18 protein-coding genes are annotated in these 22,874 nt (G+C 42.0%); 2 read left to right on the top strand and 16 right to left on the bottom strand.

Annotated features, from left to right (window positions below):
- Window positions 1–88 precede the first annotated feature (88 nt).
- The 6 genes from S4054249_RS16730 to S4054249_RS16755 all read right to left on the bottom strand — a co-directional run bounded on the left by S4054249_RS16730 (window position 89) and on the right by S4054249_RS16755 (window position 6,758).
- Window positions 89–2,998 (bottom strand): SpaA isopeptide-forming pilin-related protein, encoded by a 2,910-nt coding sequence (locus S4054249_RS16730; RefSeq protein ID WP_145925044.1) that lies wholly within the window; start codon window positions 2,996–2,998, stop codon window positions 89–91.
- A 4-nt stretch (window positions 2,999–3,002) separates the two neighbouring features.
- Window positions 3,003–3,812: a fimbrial biogenesis chaperone gene (locus S4054249_RS16735; RefSeq protein ID WP_052960992.1), complete on the bottom strand. Its 810-nt coding sequence runs from the start codon at window positions 3,810–3,812 to the stop codon at window positions 3,003–3,005.
- A gap of 9 nt (window positions 3,813–3,821) precedes the next feature.
- Entirely contained in the window at window positions 3,822–4,232 is a 411-nt protein-coding gene (locus tag S4054249_RS16740; RefSeq protein ID WP_167354851.1) for a DUF4402 domain-containing protein, read from the bottom strand.
- 91 nt (window positions 4,233–4,323) lie between these two features.
- Window positions 4,324–4,920, bottom strand: a complete 597-nt coding sequence (locus S4054249_RS16745) for a DUF4402 domain-containing protein (RefSeq protein ID WP_046356531.1) — start codon at window positions 4,918–4,920, stop codon at window positions 4,324–4,326.
- Window positions 4,921–5,064: 144 nt separating this feature from the next.
- Window positions 5,065–5,703 carry a hypothetical protein gene (locus S4054249_RS16750; RefSeq protein ID WP_046356532.1) on the bottom strand — a complete coding sequence of 213 codons (639 nt, stop codon included), beginning with the start codon at window positions 5,701–5,703 and terminating at the stop codon, window positions 5,065–5,067.
- Between the two features lie 203 nt (window positions 5,704–5,906).
- On the bottom strand, window positions 5,907–6,758 hold the full coding sequence (locus S4054249_RS16755) for a thymidylate synthase (RefSeq protein WP_046356533.1): 852 nt from the start codon (window positions 6,756–6,758) through the stop codon (window positions 5,907–5,909).
- A 237-nt stretch (window positions 6,759–6,995) separates the two neighbouring features.
- Here S4054249_RS16755 and S4054249_RS26645 point away from each other — a divergent pair, with 237 nt between their 5' ends.
- Complete coding sequence (locus tag S4054249_RS26645) at window positions 6,996–7,139, top strand: hypothetical protein (protein WP_155401386.1); 144 nt, start codon at window positions 6,996–6,998, stop codon at window positions 7,137–7,139.
- A gap of 673 nt (window positions 7,140–7,812) precedes the next feature.
- Here S4054249_RS26645 and S4054249_RS16760 read toward each other — a convergent pair.
- The 7 genes from S4054249_RS16760 to rppH form a co-directional block, all read right to left on the bottom strand.
- A complete protein-coding gene (locus S4054249_RS16760) occupies window positions 7,813–10,953 on the bottom strand; it encodes an efflux RND transporter permease subunit (RefSeq protein WP_046356534.1) in 3,141 nt (1,046 codons plus the stop codon).
- A gap of 12 nt (window positions 10,954–10,965) precedes the next feature.
- Entirely contained in the window at window positions 10,966–12,690 is a 1,725-nt protein-coding gene (locus S4054249_RS16765; RefSeq protein ID WP_046356535.1) for an efflux RND transporter periplasmic adaptor subunit, read from the bottom strand.
- A 94-nt stretch (window positions 12,691–12,784) separates the two neighbouring features.
- Window positions 12,785–13,273, bottom strand: coding sequence for a DUF411 domain-containing protein (locus tag S4054249_RS16770; RefSeq protein WP_080928369.1), 489 nt, complete (start codon window positions 13,271–13,273; stop codon window positions 12,785–12,787).
- Between the two features lie 139 nt (window positions 13,274–13,412).
- On the bottom strand, window positions 13,413–13,841 hold the full coding sequence (locus S4054249_RS26345) for a hypothetical protein (protein ID WP_063881439.1): 429 nt from the start codon (window positions 13,839–13,841) through the stop codon (window positions 13,413–13,415).
- A gap of 102 nt (window positions 13,842–13,943) precedes the next feature.
- Window positions 13,944–14,744: a prolipoprotein diacylglyceryl transferase gene (gene lgt / locus S4054249_RS16775; RefSeq protein WP_046356537.1), complete on the bottom strand. Its 801-nt coding sequence runs from the start codon at window positions 14,742–14,744 to the stop codon at window positions 13,944–13,946.
- Window positions 14,745–15,155: 411 nt separating this feature from the next.
- Window positions 15,156–17,441, bottom strand: coding sequence for a phosphoenolpyruvate--protein phosphotransferase (ptsP, locus tag S4054249_RS16780; RefSeq protein WP_046356538.1), 2,286 nt, complete (start codon window positions 17,439–17,441; stop codon window positions 15,156–15,158).
- Window positions 17,442–17,454: 13 nt separating this feature from the next.
- Complete coding sequence (gene rppH / locus S4054249_RS16785) at window positions 17,455–17,973, bottom strand: RNA pyrophosphohydrolase (protein ID WP_046356539.1); 519 nt, start codon at window positions 17,971–17,973, stop codon at window positions 17,455–17,457.
- A 427-nt stretch (window positions 17,974–18,400) separates the two neighbouring features.
- Between rppH and mutH the strand changes: the two genes are divergently transcribed.
- Window positions 18,401–19,075, top strand: a complete 675-nt coding sequence (mutH, locus tag S4054249_RS16790) for a DNA mismatch repair endonuclease MutH (RefSeq protein ID WP_046356540.1) — start codon at window positions 18,401–18,403, stop codon at window positions 19,073–19,075.
- Window positions 19,076–19,130: 55 nt separating this feature from the next.
- Here the strand turns inward: mutH and S4054249_RS16795 are convergent, their stop codons facing one another.
- The 3 genes from S4054249_RS16795 to S4054249_RS16805 form a co-directional block, all read right to left on the bottom strand.
- Window positions 19,131–19,505, bottom strand: a complete 375-nt coding sequence (locus tag S4054249_RS16795; protein WP_046356541.1) for a hypothetical protein — start codon at window positions 19,503–19,505, stop codon at window positions 19,131–19,133.
- A gap of 255 nt (window positions 19,506–19,760) precedes the next feature.
- Window positions 19,761–21,053 (bottom strand): phosphopyruvate hydratase, encoded by a 1,293-nt coding sequence (eno, locus tag S4054249_RS16800; protein ID WP_039608512.1) that lies wholly within the window; start codon window positions 21,051–21,053, stop codon window positions 19,761–19,763.
- Between the two features lie 145 nt (window positions 21,054–21,198).
- A complete protein-coding gene (locus S4054249_RS16805) occupies window positions 21,199–22,833 on the bottom strand; it encodes a CTP synthase (protein WP_046356542.1) in 1,635 nt (544 codons plus the stop codon).
- Between the last annotated feature and the right edge of the window lie 41 nt (window positions 22,834–22,874).

Here is a 22,874-nt window from a genome sequence, read left to right on the forward strand (position 1 = left end):
GAACCAAACTATAAGGTAATATCCAATGAGAGTGTTTAATACCGGAAAGTGCATTTTTAGCACTTTTAGAAATAGAAGGAGTGTTTAATTAGGTCTTTGGCATAGGTGCCTTGTAGCACTTTATTCCTTTTTGTTCAAATTTAAGGCAAGCATTTGCCGCTGCTTGAGCATCCTCAAAGTAATGGTAACCAAGTAAATATTTATTACGCGCTTTATCATGCACAAAAAATGGCTTATGTGGAAACAACTGAGGCGATTTCTTTGTCAAAATTGATACGTATGTTTTCAATACTTTTAACGAATTAAACTCGCCACCAACAGTAATAAATCCATTTAATTGGGCCGTTGCCTCAACAACCAAATCCACTTCAAGTAACACATCCCCTTGGCTAGATAAAACAACCTCAACTTTTTCCTTTTGCACAATGTGACCTGTAGATTGCTTTTTTACTCTTGCTTCATAATATCCCGGTCTTATGTCACTAAACACATAGTAACCATCATATGCTGATTTTACGGTAGAAATAACATTGTTATTCCTATCAATAAGTTCAATTTCAGCATAAGCTAACGGCGTTTCCTGGCCATTTTTCTCTTTTTTAAATGCAATCCCCTCAAGTTCACCCGCATGTACGACTGGATATTCTAAGTAAGCAATAAAGCCTTTTCTCGGCGTAATTGAATGACCGTCATGAGCTGAAATATAAAATGGGTCTGGCAGCGAGTCTTCATCAAGGAGAATGTCTGTTTGACGATTTAAAGGCATGTTGCCAAGTAGAGCCATACCATTTTCGTCTGTAAAGGCCTGAGCAAACCCTTGCACAGATTTAATCCGCACACCTTTTAACACAACATCATTTTCATCCAGTATTGCGTTGTTATTTTGATCTAAAAATACCTTAACCAATACGGACCCTGAACTAGCAAGGCGTCTATCGGTAATAAAAAACTCGTTACTATAACTTTCGTACCCCAAGCTAATCTGACCAGTTAAACCAATTTGCCAATCATCATTTTGAAAATAATTAAACTGCCCTGTTAACCTAAACTTATCATTGTGCCAATTTAAACCTGCGCCCAATTTATACCCCTCATCGACAAGCGACTTAATATAGTCTAGCTCCACGTCAAATTGATGATTAATCACCCTGCTCAACTGAATTTGATAATCTGTCAGTTGACGTTCTGGCCGGATCTGGTACCCCAACCCAATGCGGCCATAAGTACCATTTACACGCCCCTGCCATCGCGCAACGCCTTTTACATCATGGCCTTGCAAGCCATCGAAACGCCTATAATCTAACTGATGACTAAAAGTACCAAGTGGTGTCGCCATCGATAATAGGTTAGAAGCAAAGAAGTCCGTATTCATGGTGTCATTACGCCAGTTTAAGGTACTCTGATAATTTAACCTTATTTGATTATGTTGGAGTATATTACCTGCAGCACGAAGTGTAAGTTCTTGCGTACGCTGCTGACGCAACTCATTGGAATCTCTATATGTGATATTGTCTGTTAATACAGCGCTTAACGCGTGCTGATTAAACTGTGTACGCCCCTGTAGCAATATCTGCTGCGTGCCTTTTTGATCCCGACTGAAGTCTAGATTAATTATGCCTTTATTCCATATATCAAACCCCAAACCAGCACTCAGTTGATAAGGGGTTTCTTGCCCTTCGAGTCCAATACGTACTGCGGAATATATCGATAAATCATCGCTGATCCCATAATCATATCGACTCAGTAAGTTCCACCCAGCTTCCTCTGATACATTAAGGCTATTACCAAGTAGTGTTTTACCTGTTTCCACAATAGATGTATCGAAATACCCTTCACCTTTGGAAAGACTCCCCCCAGCCACATAGTAAGAGCGATTATCTTGTAATACCTGCCCTTGAGGACCATACAAAATCAGCTCAAACTCATTACTGCCAAAATAAAGCTCAACAAGGTCGAAATTATACACACCGGACTGCACATTAAGCCTTTGATCAATCATGATGCCATTGTGATATAGCTCCACATCCCAACCAACTTGTATGACTCCACTGATCCTAACTGTTTGTGTATCTACCTGCTTATAAAGCGGCCGATCACTGAGCCTAAAACCCCGTGAATATGAAGCACGATGATTTCCGCCTATACGAGTTTCTAAAACATCACCAACTTCAACTTGGGTAACTTCTACAGGGCCAATCCTAACACCCTCAACATCTTCTCGAGTTAAGCTTAAACGACTTTCGCTGATCAGCTCACCTGAGCGGCCACTGATAAAGTAATTCGCATTCCAAAAGGCCACATCCTGACTTCCTAAAAGAGAAATTGATGCATCGGCCTCGTTGTTGTTTGTCGTAACCAACGAAGCTTGAAGATCTATTAGAGGTGGGCTCCATGCCTGATATGGTGTCTCCTTCCAGGGCAAAACAGGTATCTGTGTTGATATACTGGGCGCAAAATGGCGACTTTGTCTAGCTATACGCATTTCTACAGGCAGAGGTTGCTCACTGCGGAGTAATATTTTCAGATCTTGATAATCTAGGTTGAACTGCAATCGAAACCAGTGAGCTAATAGAGCAGCTTCAACATATACTTCGCCATTGCGCTCTAATACTTGGTGAGTATTAAGCGTCGTGACTTGTCCTGATACATTGACTCGGCGCTGTTTCAGATCCAATTCAAAGCGCTGTGTTTCGTCAATATACCACCCCACATATCGCAGCCTACTCTCCTCAGCAACGATGGCAAAATCTAAAGCTGAGAACAGACTTTGCAATTCAAGTAAGACCCCCTCATCACTTTTAACTGCAAAGACTTCAGAAAGATAATGATCTTTAACATACAACGAGAAGAAGAGCTCTTCTCCACTTTGAATGCGACCATCACCATAACTGCGAATAGGCTGCGTCTGTGATTTATCGTAACCGGCGTTAGCAAAACACACAGCAGGCGCCATAAAACAAAGCGCTAATAGTGCGGTTGTATAGAGTCTAATGCTCACTTATTCACTGAGTGGTGATATTAAATACGCGCTGCGAAAAAGCATGATCTCGATATTCCGCCTGTCCAGTATAGGTTACTCTAAATTGACCCTTACCCGTAATAACCTTTCCAGCCAAAATATTAAGCTCAACCTGTGCCTGCGTTACTTCAGGATAAATTGCATAATTGTTCGCGGTTGCCACATTATTCCACTGCTTAGTACCGTCAGGCTTCCAATCTACTCGCAACTTACCTAACGCACTCGCTGCGCCCGTTCTAAAAATATCAACCACAATCGTCGGCTTGTCGTTCACATCCGTCGAGAGCTTAGCTGCTGTAATTTTTACTTCGGGTGGTACTGTCTCTTTTCGATAAATGATAGGAATGCTGTAGCTCAAGATCATATTTAAACTGACCCCTATGGCTTCAGACTGACTTTGCTTTTCTGTGGGTAAAGCTTGAAACAATAAATGAGAGCGGTACTCTCCGTTTGTCATGCCTTGTTTACGACGCAATGCTAACTTAACCACTTGTCGTTCACCAGCACCAAGATGAACCTGTCTTGGCGTTACCCTCATTAAGTGGCTAAGTTTCCATGGCCCAACTTGTTCAGGGTGGAGATCTCGATAGCCACCAGCTGGCAGCGCTAGTTTTTCTTTCCACCCCAAACGATACGTTTTAGCTTCATTGCTATTGTTGATTAAGAACACTTTGGCCGTACGCTGACGTTCATCGAATACCACCCGTGTAGGTGATATCATCAATGACGCCTCTACGACTTGGCAAAAAAGGCATATGGCCAAAGAGCCCATCATTAAAAAATACTTTTTCATACAGCTAACTTAATAATTTACTTCAATATTAACCCATACGCGGTAGGTACCGTCCGGGTATTGCGAGGGCTGAGCATTCACCTCTAACGTGCCCCCTATCTTCAATGATGCATTACCTTGTGCATCACTAAAAACACGATCAACATGCTCCAATTCTACAAGGTTTATGCCTTGCACAGGCAGGTTACTATGAGAGAGCAATGGCGTCACAATGCTGGTCGATACCGAAATATCATATAACGCAGGCAAAGAAGAAATAATTAGTTCAGCGGCTTGCCCACCTGACACCAAATGCACAGCGCCACTTGTTACATTTCGCCCGTTCACACCAATTTGAATACGACTCATATTAGTATGATCAGAAATAAGAATGGTCCCAAAATCCAAAGGCGTGACAACTTCAATGCGCGCACTGGCCATATCACTGCTCATCACGAATAAGCAGCACAACAAAGCGCCTAGTTTTCTGATTTGGCACGCCCTAATCAAATAGGTCCTAAGCATCAAAAGGCTAGTAACTCAATTCCAGAGTAAATGTACCAACATAAGCACCATCTAAATAGTTGGCTGCGTTACCGGTTGTTGTTGATAACGTTGCGCCAACATTGAATACCGCCTCGCCATTTGCATCAACTTGGATCTGCTTACCAACGACAGGTGTTGAACTAGAAGCACCCGTTTCAATGTAATATGTGAATGACCCCAGAGTAAACCCTGCCGCACCAGTCCCACTGCCCACTGATAAAGACACATCTGTCTCTACGGGATCTGTAATAGATAAACTTGCAAATGGCACGACACCCGAAATTTTAAATTGTGCCGGGCTACCTGCAGACAAGATTGCAATTTCAGCATTACTGATATTGGTAGATGCAACTGTAGGCGACTGAGTAGCATCCGCTGGAATGGTTAAAGTCGCAGTATCCGTACCAGCATTATCTGCAACCGCTCTAATTGTTCCAAAATCTAAATCTTGGTTTTTTACCAATTCAAAAGCATTTTTTACCGTAACCTTTGCATCAAAAGTGGCTTTTTGAGCCGCCACAGAATAAAACGGCAATCCAACGATAACGGCAAATACGCCTAGTTGATTTAAATTTTTTTTCATACTCTCATCCTTTAAAGCCCTGCCAAAATGAGCAATGACTCTATATAGTTTCATCAATGCATAAAAGAGTTATTACTCTAAAAAAAGACACAATACGCAATCAACTGACATACGTCAATGTACCTAATATATATACATTTATATCTAATTTTTCAATTCAGAGCAATGTCTTGTGATACTGGACATCGCTTTACAAAACACCTTGGCTTCTTGCACAGAAGTAAAGCCATTGGCAGTTACATAAAATAGGTTTCTACTTGGATCCGGCTCGGAGATACTCGCTGTTGTACGACTAAAGACAAGAGGATAGGCTTGCCTCACGATATTTATCCGCTCCTGTATTACTTTCACCTGAGACTTTGCATGCTGTTCTCTCAAATGAATACCTAGTAAAAAATCAGGTACAGATATACTCAACGCTTCCATGGCACCTGACTCAATAACTGGTGCAACTGATGTAGTATTGGGGGTAATGGCCTGTATATTTGGCTCTGAGGAATGTGTGACAACTGCTTGAATCGGCTGTAAGTGGCTATGAATGTCCTCCACTTCTGTTTGCATTGACAATAACTCAAGCAACTGCGTTAAATCCGCTTCCATATCCGCCAATCTTTCAATGCTGGCCTGATTATTTTTGTACGAAGCCAACATCGCTTTGTGCGCATGTAATGCCTCTTGCTGAGCAAGCTTTTCATCCAGAGACAACTCCGAACTCACACACCCAACCAAGTTAACCATGATAAAAATTGAAGCAAAAGTTGGTACTACGAACTTTAAAGGCATACAACTCATCCCACCTAAACAACAGCTACAAAGATCACATACTAAAAGGCTAATGCATTAGACTGACTAAAAAAGACTAATTTGTCCAATAAAACGGATAAAAAGATGAGTAAAAGAACAAAAAACAAACAAAATAGAATAGAATAGAATAGAATAGGGTAAAGCAGGTGGTACTTACACCACCTACTTATCTCTCAAAATTTTTACACAGAAAATGGATATTGGATCGCGTCATGATGTTGATAGCCTGTCACTTCAAAGTCATCCAAAGTCACCCAAGTTTCTAAGTCTTCGAAAGTCTTAATCTCAGGGTTGATGTGAAGCTGTGGAGATGCAAAAGGAGTCCGCTTTAATTGTACGTCTCTCATTAACTCCAGTTGATCTTCATAAATATGCGCGTTGACAATTTTATGGAATGCTTTTCCTGCTTCAAGTCCAGTGATCTGGGCTACTAACTTCAATAAAGTAAAGACTTGTATCGCGTTAAAATTGCCTCCGAGTGGTACATCTTGGCTACGCTGATAACTATTTAAATACAGTACACCGTCTAAGATTGAAAACTGATGCTGGAACATACATGGACGTAAGCACCCTAAATGAAAAGATCCTGGGTGATAAAAAGTGATGATTTCACCACGATTGTCGATGCCCTTCGATAAGTCATCGATCACTTGCTTAACCAAATCGACACTTCCACCATCAGGCTTTGGGAAATTTCTGGCTACAGCGCCATACACAAACCCCATATCGTCCTCGCCTTTGCGGTTTGGGTTTTTAAGCCAATCTTGGTTCTCGTTAGCATTGGCATTCCAAGTATTACAGCCAATCTCTCTGAACTGAGCTGCACTGTCATAGCCACGCAAATACCCAAGTAATTCAGCAATCGCCGCTTTCCAAAAACTTTTGCGAGTTGTATCGAGAGGAAATTCATTTTTATCGACATGATAGGTTAAATCAGCATTTATTACCGTAAGGCACCTTTTTCCTGTTCTTTTGTTCTCAACCCATTTTCCCTCATCAACAATACGCTGACATAAGTCTAAATATTGGCTCATTACCTAACCCTATCACTCTACAAATTTCAACTATGCGCTATCATACACTGCAAGACAAAGCTAAACCATCATTGCAGGGGGAATCATAAGTTTGCACTTTAAATCAAAGTGACTATCACATTGATAATGTCCAATACATCTAAACGCATGATAGAAAGAAATTTGTTATTTACTTTACCGAACAATTATTGCTAGATTAATCATGATTTAGTTAAAAAATAAAAAATAAGGAAAATCATGAAACTAAAAATCAAAAAAAACTCACTCAAAAAGTTATCTAACAGCAAAGTCTTACAAGCTAAGTTAACAAAACAAGTCGCTGGTGGTGAACCTGATTTATGCCCGACAGATGGTCAAAATGCGTGTTTCCAACAATTCTAAACACTGTCATTGATACAATTAATCAGTCACGTTTAGTTATGAAAAAGAAGTAGTGTTTACCTAAACATTACTTCACTTCTTAGTTATATTAAACTTTAGTTGTTCCACCCTTTTCAATAACGTTGTTCAGCCAAATTCTTTCAAAGACGAAACAAAGGTTAAAAAGCGATTAAATTCAGAACCATAGCAATCAACATGCTATCCGCTAATGGGGTTGCAATTCGACTCATCACTTCAGAACCAGTACCAAGACCGCATAAAACCGCAAGTATTCTGACAATAATGATGTCATTGTCTTCATAGCTGCCCCTTGAAAGATTTAAACACGCCTGTTACCGTACAAAAAACACCCAAAAAAAAGAGAAGGACTTATGAAAAAACAATTAACTTTAGCAGAAATAAAAACAGTCGCTGGTGGTCGTGGTGGCGGCATGGTTGTCCCAATGCCAAAACCGGTGGAAGATTAATTAACAACACCTAGTGCCAAAAACGCGTGAGGTTGCGCTACTTTTAGCGCAACCTACTAATGTAAAATCTCTCGAAAGGTTTAACTAACCCTCTTTAATTAATACCAAAAATGCAAAGGCACTTTAGAGCACATAAAAGCCGTACTTCAATGTGCTATAACACTACTTTTTACACAATGCCTCCAGACCCATAATAGATGAACAATTTATTCAAATGCTCTATTAAACTGATCTAACTCTTTTCGTTTCAATAGACTATAAATTGCAGGTAACACAATCAATGTCAGCACCACAGCACTCGTCATGCCACCAACCAAAGGCGCTGCAATTCGACTCATCACTTCAGAGCCTGCACCAGTACCGTATAAAATCGGTAGCAATCCGACAATAATGGTCGTCACTGTCATCATAACGGGCCTCACTCTGAGACCAGCACCATGAAGTAGAGCACTTTGATACTCTTCGAGAGAAATTGAAGCGCCTGTATGCGAAGCCCGCTCTTTGAGAGAGTGGAGTGCTTGGTTTAAATACACCAGCATTATTACCCCAATTTCCACTGCTACACCTGCCAACGCTATGAACCCTACGCCAACCGCAACAGAAAAGTTGAATCCTTCTAAGTACATCAGCCATATCCCACCAATCATGGCCATAGGGAGTGTCACCATAATCATCAAAACTTCTGTCATGGCTCTGAAATTCAGATATAGCAAAATAACAATGATTGCCAACGTTAAAGGCAATACATAAGATAATTTCTCTTGCGCCCTTTGCATATATTCGTATTGACCAGCCCAAGAGATAGAATAGCCAGAAGGCAAGTCCAACTCTTCTGCTAAGAATACTTTTGCATTATTCACATAAGAGCCAACATCAACACCTTCTATATCAATGTATGTCCAACCATTAAGCCGCGCATTTTCGCTTTTGATGCTTGCGGGCCCAGTATCAATATAAATATGTGCAACATCACCGAGTGAGATTTGTGCGCCTAATGGCGTCACCAAAGGCAACTTAGCTAACGATTCAGGGGAGTTTCTGTGATGCTGAGGATAGCGAATATTCACAGGGTATCGCTCTTGTCCTTCTATAGATTGAGTAATGGTTTTCCCACCAATGGCACTGGCTACCACCTGCTGAACATCCGCAATATTTAACCCAAAGCGACTGGCTTGTACACGAGAAATGTCGACTTTAATATAACGGCCTCCGGCGACCCGCTCAGAATAAACGGACGCCGTTCCCTCTAATGCAGGTAAAATTGCCTCAATTTGCTGACCAATCTGCTGAATAACGTCCAAGTCAGGACCTGCAACCTTGATGCCCACAGGCGTTTTGATCCCCGTTGCCAACATGTCTATGCGCGTTTTTATCGGCATTACCCAAGCATTAGTTAAACCGGGAAACTTAACCAAACTGTCCAACTCCGATTTTAAGCTTTCTGTTGTTACACCCTCTCGCCATTGAGACTTTGGCTTTAATTGAATGAAGGTTTCGATCATTGTCAATGGCGCAGGATCCGTTGCGGTTTCTGCGCGTCCAACTTTACCAAAAACATTGTCAACTTCTGGGACTGTGCGAATGAGTTTATCAGTTTGCTGTAAAAGTTCACGGGCTTTAGCAATAGAAATGCCTGGGTACGTGGTCGGCATGTACATCAAATCGCCTTCATCCAAGGGCGGCATAAATTCACTACCAATCTTATTCACAGGATAAAAGCCAGCAACCGTGACAAGCACAGCCAATGCAATCGTACTTTTAGGAAAGCGCATCACTTGCTTAAGCACTGGCATGTATACTGCTATTAAAACTCGGTTTAACGGGTTTTTGCTCTCCGAAAGTACTTTTCCGCGAATGAAGTACCCCATCAATACAGGCACAAGCGTAATGGCCAAGCCCGCAGATGCGGCCATCGCATAGGTCTTAGTATACGCCAGTGGCTCAAACATCCGGCCTTCTTGCGCTTCTAAGATAAACACAGGTAAAAATGATACGGTAATGATCAGTAAGCTGAAAAATAATGCGGGGCCCACTTCACAAGCCGCCTTAGTGACAATTTCCCAGCGGTTCTCATCTGTTAGTGGCGTTTTTTCCATATGCTTGTGCATATTTTCAATCATCACGATCGCGCCATCTGTCATAGCACCAATGGCTATTGCAATGCCTCCTAAGGACATAATATTGGCATTAATGCCCTGCAAATGCATGATAATGAATGACGCTAATATACCAAGTGGCAATGAAACCACTGCCACTGCTGAAGACCTCAAATGAAATAAAAAGGCCACGCAAATCACTGCAACAACCAACAGTTCCTCGGCCAACTTTTGCCATAAGTTTTCTACCGCCGCTTCGATTAATTGAGAGCGATCATACACAGGCACAACTTCAACCCCCCTAGGTAAAGATGACTCGAGAGAAGCGAGCTTCTCCTTCACTCCTTCAATGGTCGCCTGCGCATTTTCGCCGGAGCGCATCACCACAATACCGCCGACCACTTCCCCTTCACCGTTGAGTTCAGCAATGCCACGGCGCATTTGTGGCCCCAAACGCACATCAGCCACATTGGCAATGGTCAAAAGCGTGCCACTTTCACTCACTCCAAGAGGGATCTGCTCAATATCAGCAAGCGCATCTATGTAACCTGTCGCCGTTACCATATATTCGGCTTCAGCCATTTCAATTACTGAGGCTCCCATCTCTTGATTGCCTTGCTTCAAAGCAATTTCAATCAAGCTTAATGGGATCCCATAAGCTCTCAGTTTGTCAGGGTCAACTTCTACCTGATACTGTTTTACCATGCCACCGACAGTGGCGACTTCAGACACGCCTGATACCGTCTGTAACTCATATTTTAAAAACCAATCTTGAATACTTCGTAGCTGGCTCAAGTCATGGCGGCCCGTTTTATCTGTCAATGCATAGATATAGATCCAACCAACCCCAGTTGCGTCCGGCCCAAGCTGCGGTTTTGCAGAACTAGGTAGGTCACTGGCAGCCTGATTCAAATACTCGAGTACGCGACTGCGTGCCCAATACATATCTGTATCATCATCAAAAACTATGTAGACGTAAGAGTCTCCAAAAAAAGAAAAACCACGCACTGTCTTTGCACCAGGCACTGATAGCATAGCGGTGCTCAATGGAAAAGTGACTTGATCTTGCACAACTTGTGGCGCTTGTCCGGGGTAACTCGTCTTTATAATTACCTGTACATCAGATAAATCTGGAATGGCATCTACAGGGGTTTGTTTTAACGAATAAACGCCACCAAAAGTCAAAATAATCGTCAGTAACAGCACCAAAAATCGATTACTCACCGACCACTTGATAATTGATTCAATCACATCAAACTCCTATCAATGACCAGCATGAGTATTATGCTCACTACTGTTAAGGCCTTTTATGTCAACGATGACTAAGTCGTCTCTGACCTCAAAAGTAAACGTGATTTCCTGAGCAACTTTAAAATCTGCTAGTGGCAGTGATTCATCCACCAAAAAATCCATGGTTGCAGCAGCTCTGTTCCACTTCTCTATCGCTTCACGAGTGATGTTTAGCGTGCGGTCACGGCGAGAAATATGATTAATCACACCTTTGACGGTCGCTGTCGGAATTGTAGGCTCAGACATAATATGTATTTCCGTCACTTGATAGCGGCCCGACTCAAGCTGAGTCACTTCAAAATGTAGTGTTTGTCCCGCTTTTAATTCCTCGATATCGACCGCTTGTGCAACATCAAAGTCCATCGTCATCTCAGGCCAACTCCACGCTGCAACAGGCCCATGTGTTACATTGATCTTTCGACTCTGTTCATGTACGCTGTGCACATTCCCTTGCATCCATACTGATGTTGGCTTTTCATCGAGTGTTATACGCTTAAAGTCAGAGCTTTTACTCGACTCCGAATCAATCAAAAACTGCGCGGAAGTCACTACAGTTTCACCTTCGCTTAATCCGGATATAATCTCAATATGCGTTTCATCGATGTGGCCAATTTCGACCCCAACTGACTTAAACTGTCCTTCTCCCAATGCTAATACCACTCGATTTTGTAAGCCGGTTCTGATCACAGATTCTTTTGGTACCAGAATTGTATTTTTGGTGTTTTTAGGTTTAATCAGGATCCGGGCAAACATATTAGGCTTGAGGGCTTTATCCGTATTCTCAAATTTGATTCGCACGCGTAAAGTACGGCTTTCTCCATCCAAGTTAGGGTACACGTAATCGACCTGACCATGCCACGTTCTGCTAGGCATATAGTCTAACGTCATCACAACGGGCAACCCGGCTTCAATAAGACTTGCTTCACGTTCAAATACTGCCGCCTCTACCCAAACATGATCTAGCTGCCCTATGCTCATCATGGTTGTTCCTGGCTGCACATAGTAGCCTTCACGGATCTTAAGGTTTTTAACAACCCCTGATTGTGGTGTATAAAAGGTGACTGTTTGACGTACTTGTTTAGTTTTTATTAATTGCTCAATAAAGTCAGTCGATATTTTAAGGGCACGTAGGCGCTTGCGTGCAGCATCTATCAATTGCTTGTCAGCTTGATTCAGCGCAACCAACATTTCTTTTTGCGCATTAACCAACTCAGGTGAGTACAAATCATAAAGAGCCTGCCCTTGCTCAACCTCATCACCAACAGCCTTCACATATAGATTATCTACCCAGCCATCTACACGAGGGTGAATGTGAACTAACCTATGTTCATCATATTGCACATAACCCACAGTATTAATATCTTGCTGTAATGCGCCTAATGTCACTTTGCCCGTTCTAACTCCAAGATTATTAACCACATGAGGAGAGATTTTTACCACCCCAGGTCCAAATTTGTTTTCTCCTTGAGACTCTTCATAAACGGGAACAAGGTCCATGCCCATTGGCGATTTACCGGGTTGATCGCGACGGTAATTCGCATCCATTGGAGCAACCCAGTAAAGCGGCTTTTTTTCATCCGCGTCGCTTTTCTGAATATCAACCATCGTATGATGACTATCGCGCAATGCAACAACACCTGCGCCAATCACAATGCCTACTGTCAGCGCCATTATTATTTTTACAACTGGTGTACTCATACTATTTTTCTCCCATTCATCACAGGCATTACTTCATCTGGCTGAAAATTATTAGAGACGCCAGCAGTCGTTAATTGAATAATTGAAAAGCACATTAAAACTGCTCCTTATATGTACTTATTTCAGTAAATACTTGACTACTGCCATCAGCCATCAACACCAATATTTGATACGGGTGAAAACGTTGACCGACTTCCATACCCGGTGATCCAAGTGGCATAGCAGGCACAGATAAACCAATAGCGCCTTTCACCGGTGCTGCTAAAAATTGCTTGATGAATTTAGCCGGTACATGGCCCTCAAACACATAACCACCATCACTCACACCAGTATGGCAAGACTGATAACGAGGCTTAATGTTTAATTGACTCTTCACTCCACCTAAATCAGGCAAGTCATAAACTTGATGGGCGATACCTTGCTGAGACAAATGACTTAACCATTTAATACAACACCCACATGTCGGCGTTTTGTATACCTTGAGTCGTGGTTGCTCAACATTGTGTTGTGCTTGAGCTGCATTATGAAAGTTGCATATGGCAACAATGAATAACACGTACGTGACAAACTTAAATTTAAACATTCTGGAACTCATTTTTATTTGAAAAATGCCATCGCTGATATTTCAAAAGTAATTGAAAATACTTTTTGAAACATAAAGCGCAATACAGCGGAATAGCTGACTATTAAAAAGCTATTTTTTGGGCACATTAACCCTAGAGTTAAGCCAGAATGGGGGGTTTATAGACAGTGTAAATTAACTGGTTAGGTGAGCCGGAATAGGCTGATAAAGGCTTTTCTGTTACCTGTTTAAACGTGGTAAATACGGAGGGTTCACTCATAAAAAGAGAAAAAGGCGCACATAAGCTTGTAGGGCACGCACACTCTGTCTCACAGCAATCCATTTCGTGGTGGGACGGCATAGAATGATTCATATTACTGTGCTGATGATGGTTTTGAGAGGCATCATGACTAGGTAAATGCATGGACATCGTTGCTTTTGCGGCCGGCATGTCGTGATCACAGATCATCTGAGCTTGCGCAACGGGTTGAAACACTGACATCACAAATACAATAGCAACGAGCAATAAATGCAAGGCACTGTATGTTTTCTTTGATGTGGATGAGTAGTTCAAGTGTTTCAGCTTCATTTAGCGTAATTGAGATTACTATAACGCTAAAATGACCATTAATAAAATTATTGTGTATGTTTAGTGAAGATTGGACTCCACTAAACACATAGTTTATATGAATTAAGCTGCTTTGACCGTTTCTCTGCGATGGGCCCAAATCATTAACCCAAGGCCACCGATGATCATTGGCAAAGATAGAATTTGGCCTTGAGAGATGATCCCTGCATGCAATCCAATATGCGCATCTGGCTCTCTGAAATACTCGATGGCAAACCTAAAGACACCGTACCCCAATAAAAACAAGCCTGCGATGCTGCCTGCTGGTCGAGGCTGTTTTCGGTACCAAACTAAAATTAAGAATAATACAAGGCCTTCAAAGAAAGCTTCATAAAGCTGTGAGGGGTGTCTAGGCACTCCACCTGCATTTACACCAGGAAATATAACCGCCCAAGGCACATCCGTTTGACGACCCCAAAGCTCGCCATTAATGAAGTTACCAATTCGACCAGCTAGCAACCCAATAGGTACCATAGGCACCACAAAGTCTCCGACAGCCAAAGGAGATTTATTTGTACGCCATGCAAAAATGAAAATTGCTGTTATCACACCGAGGGCCCCTCCATGGAAAGACATGCCACCTTCCCATACTTTAAATAACATGAGCGGATCGGATAAAAAGGAAGAGAAATTATAAAACAGCACGTAACCTATTCGGCCACCCAGAATAACGCCCAGCATACCGTAAAAAAGTAAGTCGCTAACTTGATCTTTGGTCCACCCCGAATTAGGTTTGTCAGCTTCTTTATTTGCCCACCACATTGCAAATGCAAAGCCTATTAAGTACATAAGGCCGTACCAACGGACACTTAGAGGCCCGACTGTAAAGATAATCGGATCGATTTCCGGAAACTGCAAAGCCATCGCTTTCCCTCAATAAAATAACACTTTGTCTGTAATCACATGCAATATGAACACAAACACCTTTTTAATTGTTGTTACTGGTAAATATTGTGCGGCTTTGACATTAAACACTGCTCAAAACCAAGAAGTCTGTACCATACCAAATAAATCAGTTAAGTAAACATACCTTAAAAGCCTAAAAACAAAAGTTAACTTTCAGTACGTCATGTTTTTGCAGCATCAAATACCACATATTGCTTTTATATTAAGTTACGCAGGTTATCAGTGTAGTGGTTACCAATGCTAAATTTTCCCAAGGAAATCTGTGTATAGCATAAAAGTAGACGTTGCTTGCTAAATACTGGATAGAACTTTTTAAGCTTCTGCGCCCAGATGATACGTTCCTATTTTCCTTATTGGGTGCTAGTGCAATTAGAGATCGTCAACTCCGCTTTGAGTGTAAATGATTTCACTCAAGCCTTGTCCAACAATAAAGTCTCGTAAATATCGATGTACTTGAATAGCACTGGAAGCTTGCAAACATTGTCCAAGCAACATTTCCATATCTTTCACCTTTAGTCTTCGCAGTACCCACTTAACCTTGTTTAATGCCGAAATATTCATACTCAATTTTCGATACCCCATGGCAATCAATAAGATTGCCCCTTCAGGTTCAGAGCCCAATTCACCACATAAACTAAAGGGTAATTCAAGCGCTTGGCATTCCCTAGCAATTCGGTTTAATGCTCTTAGTACACTTGGATGATAAGGTTCAAACAGCTTAGCAACGCGAGAGTTTGCTCTGTCTACTGCCAGCAGATATTGGGTAAGGTCATTACTGCCAACCGAGCAAAAATCGACTTTCTCAGCCCACTCTGGTAATAAAAATATGCTGGAGGGGACTTCAATCATGACCCCAACTTCAGGTTTATCTATTTGATAGAATTGATCTGCCCACTCTTCTTGCAACTCAAAGTAGGCTTGTTCAAGGAGTGCTAACGCCTCGTCGACCTCTTCAGTATGACTGATCATAGGCAACATAATACGCAAATTACCTAAACCTGCGTTGGCTTTAATCATGGCCTTTAATTGATCGAGGAATAATTCAGGATGATCCAAAGTAACCCGTATACCTCGCCACCCCAAGAATGGGTTTTCTTCCTCAATATCAAAGTAATCTAGTACCTTATCGCCTCCAATATCTAAAGTTCTCATCACCACAGGCTCTGGATGGTACAAAGATAAAACCTCTCTATAACACTGTTCCTGCTCAGCTTGGGATGGAAACTGCCCTCGTTGCATAAACCATGATTCTGTCCGATATAACCCCACACCGTCGCAAAATTTGGCGCTGACATGCTCAGACGACAAATCAAGTCCCGCATTAAGTAAAAGGCTGATCCTTTCTCCATCAAGCGTCACTGGTGGTAAGTCATGCTCGGCATCAAACTTATCATGTAACTGGCTTTCTTTTTGCCGCAGTGCCTCGTACTCTGCAGCCAAAACTTTAGACGGTGAGACGTATACTCTGCCTGCATAAGCATCAAGAATAATTTCCTTGTCTTCAAATTGTAGCAAAGGCACATTTTCAATCCCCCAGATCGCGGGGATCCCCATCGCGCGAGTCAAAATAGAAGCATGTGAATTGGCCGAACCATGCACACTCACAACACCCACTAAATTCTCCTTAGGGACTTGAGCTAGCATGGTTGGCGTCAGTGTTTCTGCAACCAAAATAGTATGTTCATGATAGGACTTCGAAACAGACTCAGTACTTACAAGATGATGTAGTACACGCAGACCCAAGTCGTTTACATCCACAGCTCGCTCTTTGATATAAGGGTCTTGCATCGCCTCAAACTGCTTTACTAAATCTTCTATCACATGTTTTAGTGCAGATTTGGCATCCCAGCCTTGCTCTAATTCCTGTGTAACTTGCAGCCCTAAGCTGCGCGCATCTAATAACTGTTGATACACTTCAAATACAGCTAAAGCTTCTTTAGGTAATGTAAGCGATAGGCGATTGGCCAATACATGAAACTCATTTCTAGTCGCCTCGACAGCCTGTTTGAAAAGCCTTTTTTGCTCACTTAGATTATTGTGTCTGCTTGATTTGATACTAGAAAAGTTCAACTTAGGCAGAACAACATATGCCTGACCTATAGCGATACCAGGGGTACTGGCCACTCCTTTAAGTACTGAAGTTTTATGATTGCTGGCGTCCTGTTTTAGCAAGGTTTGCAATTCAACATGAGCAAGTTGAGAGGCCAGTTGCGCAGATAAAGTTATTAGGAAAGACTCTTCATCGCTACTGAATTCGCGGGTGTTTTTCTGTTGGACTACGATTACTCCCAGCACTTTACGCTGGTGGACAACTGGCACAGATAAAAAGGCATTATACCCTTCTTCCTTTACTTCTGGGGAGTGTTTAAAGCGCGGATGCATTTGAGCTTGAGCGATATTAATGGTTTCTTCACGCTGTGCAACCAGTCCCACCAGCCCTTCTGTAAAACCAATTCTAAATTGTCCTACAGCATCAGGGTTGAGACCATCACTGGCCATTAACACAAAATTATCTTGGCTATAATCAGCAAAGTAAATCGAACAACAGTCCGTTTGCATCGCATTTTTGACCATCACAACGAAAAGGTTTAAAGCGTCACTTAAATTATCTTGTTGAGATACAGATTGCGCAATTGACCTTAACGTTGCTAGCACTTTTAAATCCTATTTATCGTCTTCGCCAGTGTTCTTTGTGATTATGCTCTTTACGATTGAAAGGCATAGCAAATGGAGCAAACTCTTTCATTACCCTTCTATATACATCTCTTTTAAATGAAACTACTTGTCTCACAGGGTACCAATAACTGACCCAACGCCAATCATCAAACTCGGGATGATGCGTTCTCAACAAGTTTACCTCTTCATCTTTACATCTAAGCTTAAGTAAAAACCACTTTTGTTTTTGTCCTATACATACTGGACTTGAGTCTTTACGTATCAACCTTTTAGGCAACTTATATCTTAGCCAATGTTTTGAACTCGCAACAATTTCTACGTCTTCTGGCCTCAAGCCAACTTCTTCATGAAGTTCTCGATACATAGTTTGTTCAGGGGTTTCACCTTCATCCACGCCCCCTTGGGGAAACTGCCAAGAGTGCTGGCCGTAACGTCTTGCCCAAAAAACTTGCCCTTGGTTGTTACATATGACAATTCCCACATTGGCACGAAATCCTTCGGCATCAATCACCTTAGCGCCTCATTCTTATGTCTATTTTATTTGATTGTTCCATATCTGGCTGGCATCAGCAAATATTATTCCTGCTTTTACTCAAGTTACTCACAGCTTGTGCATAACTCTCAGTAAATAAGTCCATTTTACAAACAAATCCACAGAACCAGCTCTAAAACACTAACTTCTCCACAGAAACTGTGGATAATATTGTTCATATATCTGTATTTATCCAAATCATTGCTTATTAGGTGATAAGAAAAACATATAAAACAGGCTAAAAACCATTTTAAATCATAAACTTAAAATATTCACACCCGCCATCTAATTGCGCAAAATAACAACACCAACAAACAGTACAAAAAACACACAAACCAACTTAATCCACAATCACAGGGGGATTCTGTTAAAATAAACGAAGATCAAAGTCAACAAATACAATGCCATGAAAAAACCTGCCCCACCAACAACCATTCCAGAATTGCTTCAACGAGTCGAGGCTATCGCAGGATTAACGCTTGGCGAACTTGCTGAGCAATATCATTTTAAAAGCCCAGATGACCTACTCAGAGAAAAAGGCTGGCCTGGTCAACTCATTGAATATGTATTAGGTGCAAGTGCAGGTTCAAAACCAGTGCCTGATTTTGAACATATCGGTGTTGAGCTAAAAACTATACCATTGAGTTATACCGGTAAACCACTAGAGACCACCTATGTTTCAGTAGTACCTCTGACTAACCTAACAGGATTAACTTGGCACAACTCCAGCGTTAAAAAAAAGCTTAACCACGTTTTATGGCTGCCAATATTAGCTGAACGAGACATTGCACCTGTGGATAGAACTATTGGAAGCGGGTTTTTATGGCAGCCCAATGCGACACAAGAAGCGCAATTACAGCGTGACTGGGAAGAACAGATTGAATTAATAGCGCTAGGTCGAGTAGATGAAATATCTGGCCATCTCGGGGAGGTAATGCAGATCAGGCCAAAGGCTGCAAACAGTAAAGCTCTGACCGATGCAATTGGCCCACAAGGCGGGCTTATTAAGACATTACCCCGAGGATTTTATTTAAAAACGCAATTTACACAGAACATACTGAAAAATCATTTCTCGTATTAATTGCAGCCATGAGCAATGTACCTTACTGATCATGCCTGCAATTGTGTTAAGGGCTTTACCCTTTCATTAATCTAAAGTGGTAGAAACCTTTACTTTCTAAGTTGGTCCAGCTACCAGTAGGGCATTGGCCGTTATTATTGTTAAACCACAAAGTAACTGTCTGTTGAGTGGCCAAAGCAACTAGCAGTTGGCTATGCAGTGCTTTGCAAAAAGTATTCTCGCCCTGAGAAGTTTTTAACGAACACAGAGAACCGTCTGACACTCTCAATGGCTTATCACCAGTACCTGAAAAGGTCGCGTATAAGCGAGTATTCTTATCTAATTGCAGGTTAACCACTTTACCACTACACCAAGATTTACTTGCCGACGCACCAAAGCTTACCGCAACCCCCAAAACACCAGCTAAAATAGAGAGCATTTTTTTATTCATAAATACTAATTCCTTATATTAATTATAGTTTCTCCTAGTGCAGTGTACCTAATAAAAGTACTTTTTACACACTTAATTGAATAAAACTCAACCCCATTTCGCATAGGACTGTATTGACCGGGGTTGTTTTTAGCTGATAGTTGGTAGTAAAGGAGCTGGGGGCCTTAAAAACTGTGATTTATAGAGTTTTCGACTAATAAAAAAAGCCACAACCTTTTTTAGGCGTGGCTTATATATTTAAAACAATGTGTTGGTTTACTGACCTTTAATCTCTGAACGACCTTTGTAAACAGCTTTGTCACCTAGTGCTTCTTCAATACGTAGTAGCTGGTTGTACTTGGCTACACGATCTGAACGGCATAGTGAACCTGTTTTGATTTGACCCGCAGCAGTACCTACAGCAAGATCTGCGATTGTTGCATCTTCAGTTTCACCTGAACGGTGAGAGATAACAGCTGTAAAACCAGCATCTTGTGCCATCTTAATCGCATCAAGTGTCTCTGAGAGTGAGCCGATTTGGTTGAACTTGATCAAAATAGAGTTACCGATTTGCTCATCGATACCACGCTTTAAGATCTTCGTGTTAGTTACGAATAAATCGTCACCTACTAGCTGTACTTTGTCGCCGATCTTATCCGTTAGGATTTTCCAACCATCCCAATCGCTCTCATCTAAACCATCTTCGATAGATACGATAGGGTAACGAGCAGCAAGGTCTGCTAAGAAGTCTGCAAAGCCTTCTGAATCGAATGCTTTACCTTCACCACTTAAGTCATACTTGCCGTCTTTGTAGAATTCTGAAGACGCGCAGTCTAAAGCAAGCGTTACATCTTTGTTCATTTCGTAGCCTGCTGCTGCAACCGCTTCTACGATAACTTCTAGTGCTTCTTCGTTTGACTTAAGGTCAGGTGCAAAACCACCTTCATCACCTACCGCAGTGTTTAAGCCACGTGCGCTCAGTACTTTTTTCAAGCTGTGGAAGATCTCGGCACCCATACGTAGTGCTTCACGGAAACTTGATGCGCCAACCGGCTGAACCATGAACTCTTGAATATCAACATTGTTATCAGCATGCTCACCACCATTGATGATGTTCATCATAGGTACTGGCATAGAGAATTGACCTGCAGTACCGTTGATGTCCGCAATGTGCTCATATAAAGCAACGCCTTTCTCTTGCGCAGCTGCTTTAGCTGTTGCAAGCGATACTGCTAAAATTGCGTTTGCACCTAGCTTTTCTTTGTTTTCTGTACCATCTAGGTCAAGCATAATTTGGTCAACTGCACGTTGCTCTAGTGCATTTTGGCCTTCTAACGCTTGTGCAATTTCTTTATTTACGAAGTTTACTGCGGTTAGTACACCTTTACCCAAGTAACGAGACTTATCACCATCACGTAATTCAAGTGCTTCGCGAGTTCCTGTTGACGCACCTGATGGTGCACATGCGCGGCCCCAAGCACCCGAGTCTAAATGAACATCGGCTTCAACGGTTGGGTTACCACGTGAGTCCATAACTTCACGGCCAATCACTTTTACGATTTTTGACATCTTGATTCCTCTTTTCCCAAAGTGGTGAGTGTTGTATTTCTGCTTAATTCGCATTGCTATGCAACCGTGTTTGTGTGTTTCAGTCGCATAGCAATACCATAGGTATTAAAACAAAAAAGCCGTGCACTCGTGCACGGCTTTTCTTTTATGAGTTTTCTTTTTGGTAGCTGAATGCTGCACCAACAAACCCTTCAAATAATGGGTGTCCATCACGCGGGGTAGAGGTAAACTCAGGGTGGAACTGAGCCGCAATAAACCAAGGGTGGTCTTTGTTCTCAATGATTTCCACCAGCTTTTTATCTTCAGATAAACCAGTGAATGCCAAACCAGCTTGCTCTAGTTTCTCAACAAAGTTATTGTTCACTTCGTAGCGGTGACGGTGACGTTCAGTAATTTCTGCGTTACCGTACACTTCGCGAACCTTTGAGCCTTCTGCTAAGTGACAAAGCTGAGCGCCAAGACGCATTGTGCCACCTAAGTCAGACTGTTCGGTACGTGTTTCAACATTACCGTCTGCATCAAGCCACTCAGTGATCAAACCAACAACTGGATTAGGCGTGTTTACATCAAACTCTGTTGAGTTTGCGTTTTCAAGACCTGCAACATTGCGTGCATATTCGATAAGCGCAACTTGCATACCCAAGCAAATGCCTAAATATGGTACTTTGTTTTCACGTGCATATTTAGCAGCGAGGATCTTACCTTCAACACCACGGTGACCAAATCCACCTGGGACCAGGATCGCATCTAGGTGATCAAGAAGCTCTGTGCCTTTGCTTTCAATGTCTTGAGAGTCAACGTACTCGATATTAACCGTCACGCGGTTTTTCAAACCTGCATGTTTTAACGCTTCGTTCACTGATTTGTATGCATCAGGTAGTTCAATGTACTTACCCACCATACCAATCGTCACTTCACCCGTAGGGTTAGACTCTTGATACAATACCTGCTCCCACTCAGATAGGTCTGCTTCAGGACACTCTAAGTAGAAACGGCGACAAACTAGGTTATCTAGCTCTTGTGACTTAAGTAACGCAGGGATCTTATAGATGCTATCTACGTCTTGTAGAGAGATAACCGCTTTTTCTTCTACGTTAGTGAAAAGCGCAATTTTTGCTCTTTCATTTGCAGGCAGCTTACAGTTTGAACGACAAACAAGAATATCAGGCTGGATACCGATTGAACGTAGTTCTTTCACTGAGTGCTGAGTCGGTTTAGTTTTCACTTCACCTGCAGCGCCAAGGAAAGGTACTAATGTTAGGTGCATAAACAAAGCGTGTTCACGACCAAGCTCTGTGCCTAACTGGCGAATTGCTTCAAGGAATGGCTGTGATTCAATATCACCAACCGTACCACCGATCTCTACGATTGCAATGTCGTAGCCTTCAGCGCCTTCAACAACACGACGCTTAATATCATTGGTGATATGAGGAATAACTTGGATTGTTGCGCCTAGGTATTCACCTTTACGCTCACGACGTAACACGTCTTCGAATACACGACCTTGCGTAAAGTTATTACGGCTTGTCATTTTGGTGCGAATGAAACGCTCATAATGACCAAGGTCTAGGTCAGTTTCCGCCCCGTCTTCGGTTACGAAAACTTCACCATGCTGAATTGGGCTCATTGTGCCCGGGTCAACATTGATATAAGGATCCAGCTTAAGAATAGTCACGTTAAGGCCACGTGCCTCTAAGATCGCAGCTAATGATGCAGCTGCAATACCTTTACCCAAGGAGGAAACAACTCCGCCCGTTACGAAGATAAATTTTGTACTCATGCGAACCCTAGAATATCAAGGAAAATGGAATTTAAATAAGA

The sequence above is a fragment of the Pseudoalteromonas luteoviolacea genome (assembly GCF_001750165.1).
In the GTDB taxonomy this organism is placed as follows: domain Bacteria; phylum Pseudomonadota; class Gammaproteobacteria; order Enterobacterales; family Alteromonadaceae; genus Pseudoalteromonas; species Pseudoalteromonas luteoviolacea_G.

Excerpts from the sequence above, each read along its gene's own strand:
- S4054249_RS16735 (WP_052960992.1), bottom strand. The coding sequence starts at position 3,812 with ATGAAAAAGTATTTTTTAATGATGGGCTCTTTGGCCATATGCCTTTTT.
- S4054249_RS16740 (WP_167354851.1), bottom strand. The coding sequence starts at position 4,232 with ATGGCCAGTGCGCGCATTGAAGTTGTCACGCCTTTGGATTTTGGGACC.
- S4054249_RS16745 (WP_046356531.1), bottom strand. The coding sequence starts at position 4,920 with ATGAAAAAAAATTTAAATCAACTAGGCGTATTTGCCGTTATCGTTGGA.
- S4054249_RS16750 (WP_046356532.1), bottom strand. The coding sequence starts at position 5,703 with ATGCCTTTAAAGTTCGTAGTACCAACTTTTGCTTCAATTTTTATCATG.
- S4054249_RS16755 (WP_046356533.1), bottom strand. The coding sequence starts at position 6,758 with ATGAGCCAATATTTAGACTTATGTCAGCGTATTGTTGATGAGGGAAAA.
- S4054249_RS26645 (WP_155401386.1), top strand. The coding sequence starts at position 6,996 with ATGAAACTAAAAATCAAAAAAAACTCACTCAAAAAGTTATCTAACAGC.
- S4054249_RS16765 (WP_046356535.1), bottom strand. The coding sequence starts at position 12,690 with ATGAGTACACCAGTTGTAAAAATAATAATGGCGCTGACAGTAGGCATT.
- S4054249_RS16770 (WP_080928369.1), bottom strand. The coding sequence starts at position 13,273 with ATGTTTAAATTTAAGTTTGTCACGTACGTGTTATTCATTGTTGCCATA.
- S4054249_RS26345 (WP_063881439.1), bottom strand. The coding sequence starts at position 13,841 with ATGAAGCTGAAACACTTGAACTACTCATCCACATCAAAGAAAACATAC.
- lgt (WP_046356537.1), bottom strand. The coding sequence starts at position 14,744 with ATGGCTTTGCAGTTTCCGGAAATCGATCCGATTATCTTTACAGTCGGG.
- mutH (WP_046356540.1), top strand. The coding sequence starts at position 18,401 with ATGAAAAAACCTGCCCCACCAACAACCATTCCAGAATTGCTTCAACGA.
- S4054249_RS16795 (WP_046356541.1), bottom strand. The coding sequence starts at position 19,505 with ATGAATAAAAAAATGCTCTCTATTTTAGCTGGTGTTTTGGGGGTTGCG.
- eno (WP_039608512.1), bottom strand. The coding sequence starts at position 21,053 with ATGTCAAAAATCGTAAAAGTGATTGGCCGTGAAGTTATGGACTCACGT.
- S4054249_RS16805 (WP_046356542.1), bottom strand. The coding sequence starts at position 22,833 with ATGAGTACAAAATTTATCTTCGTAACGGGCGGAGTTGTTTCCTCCTTG.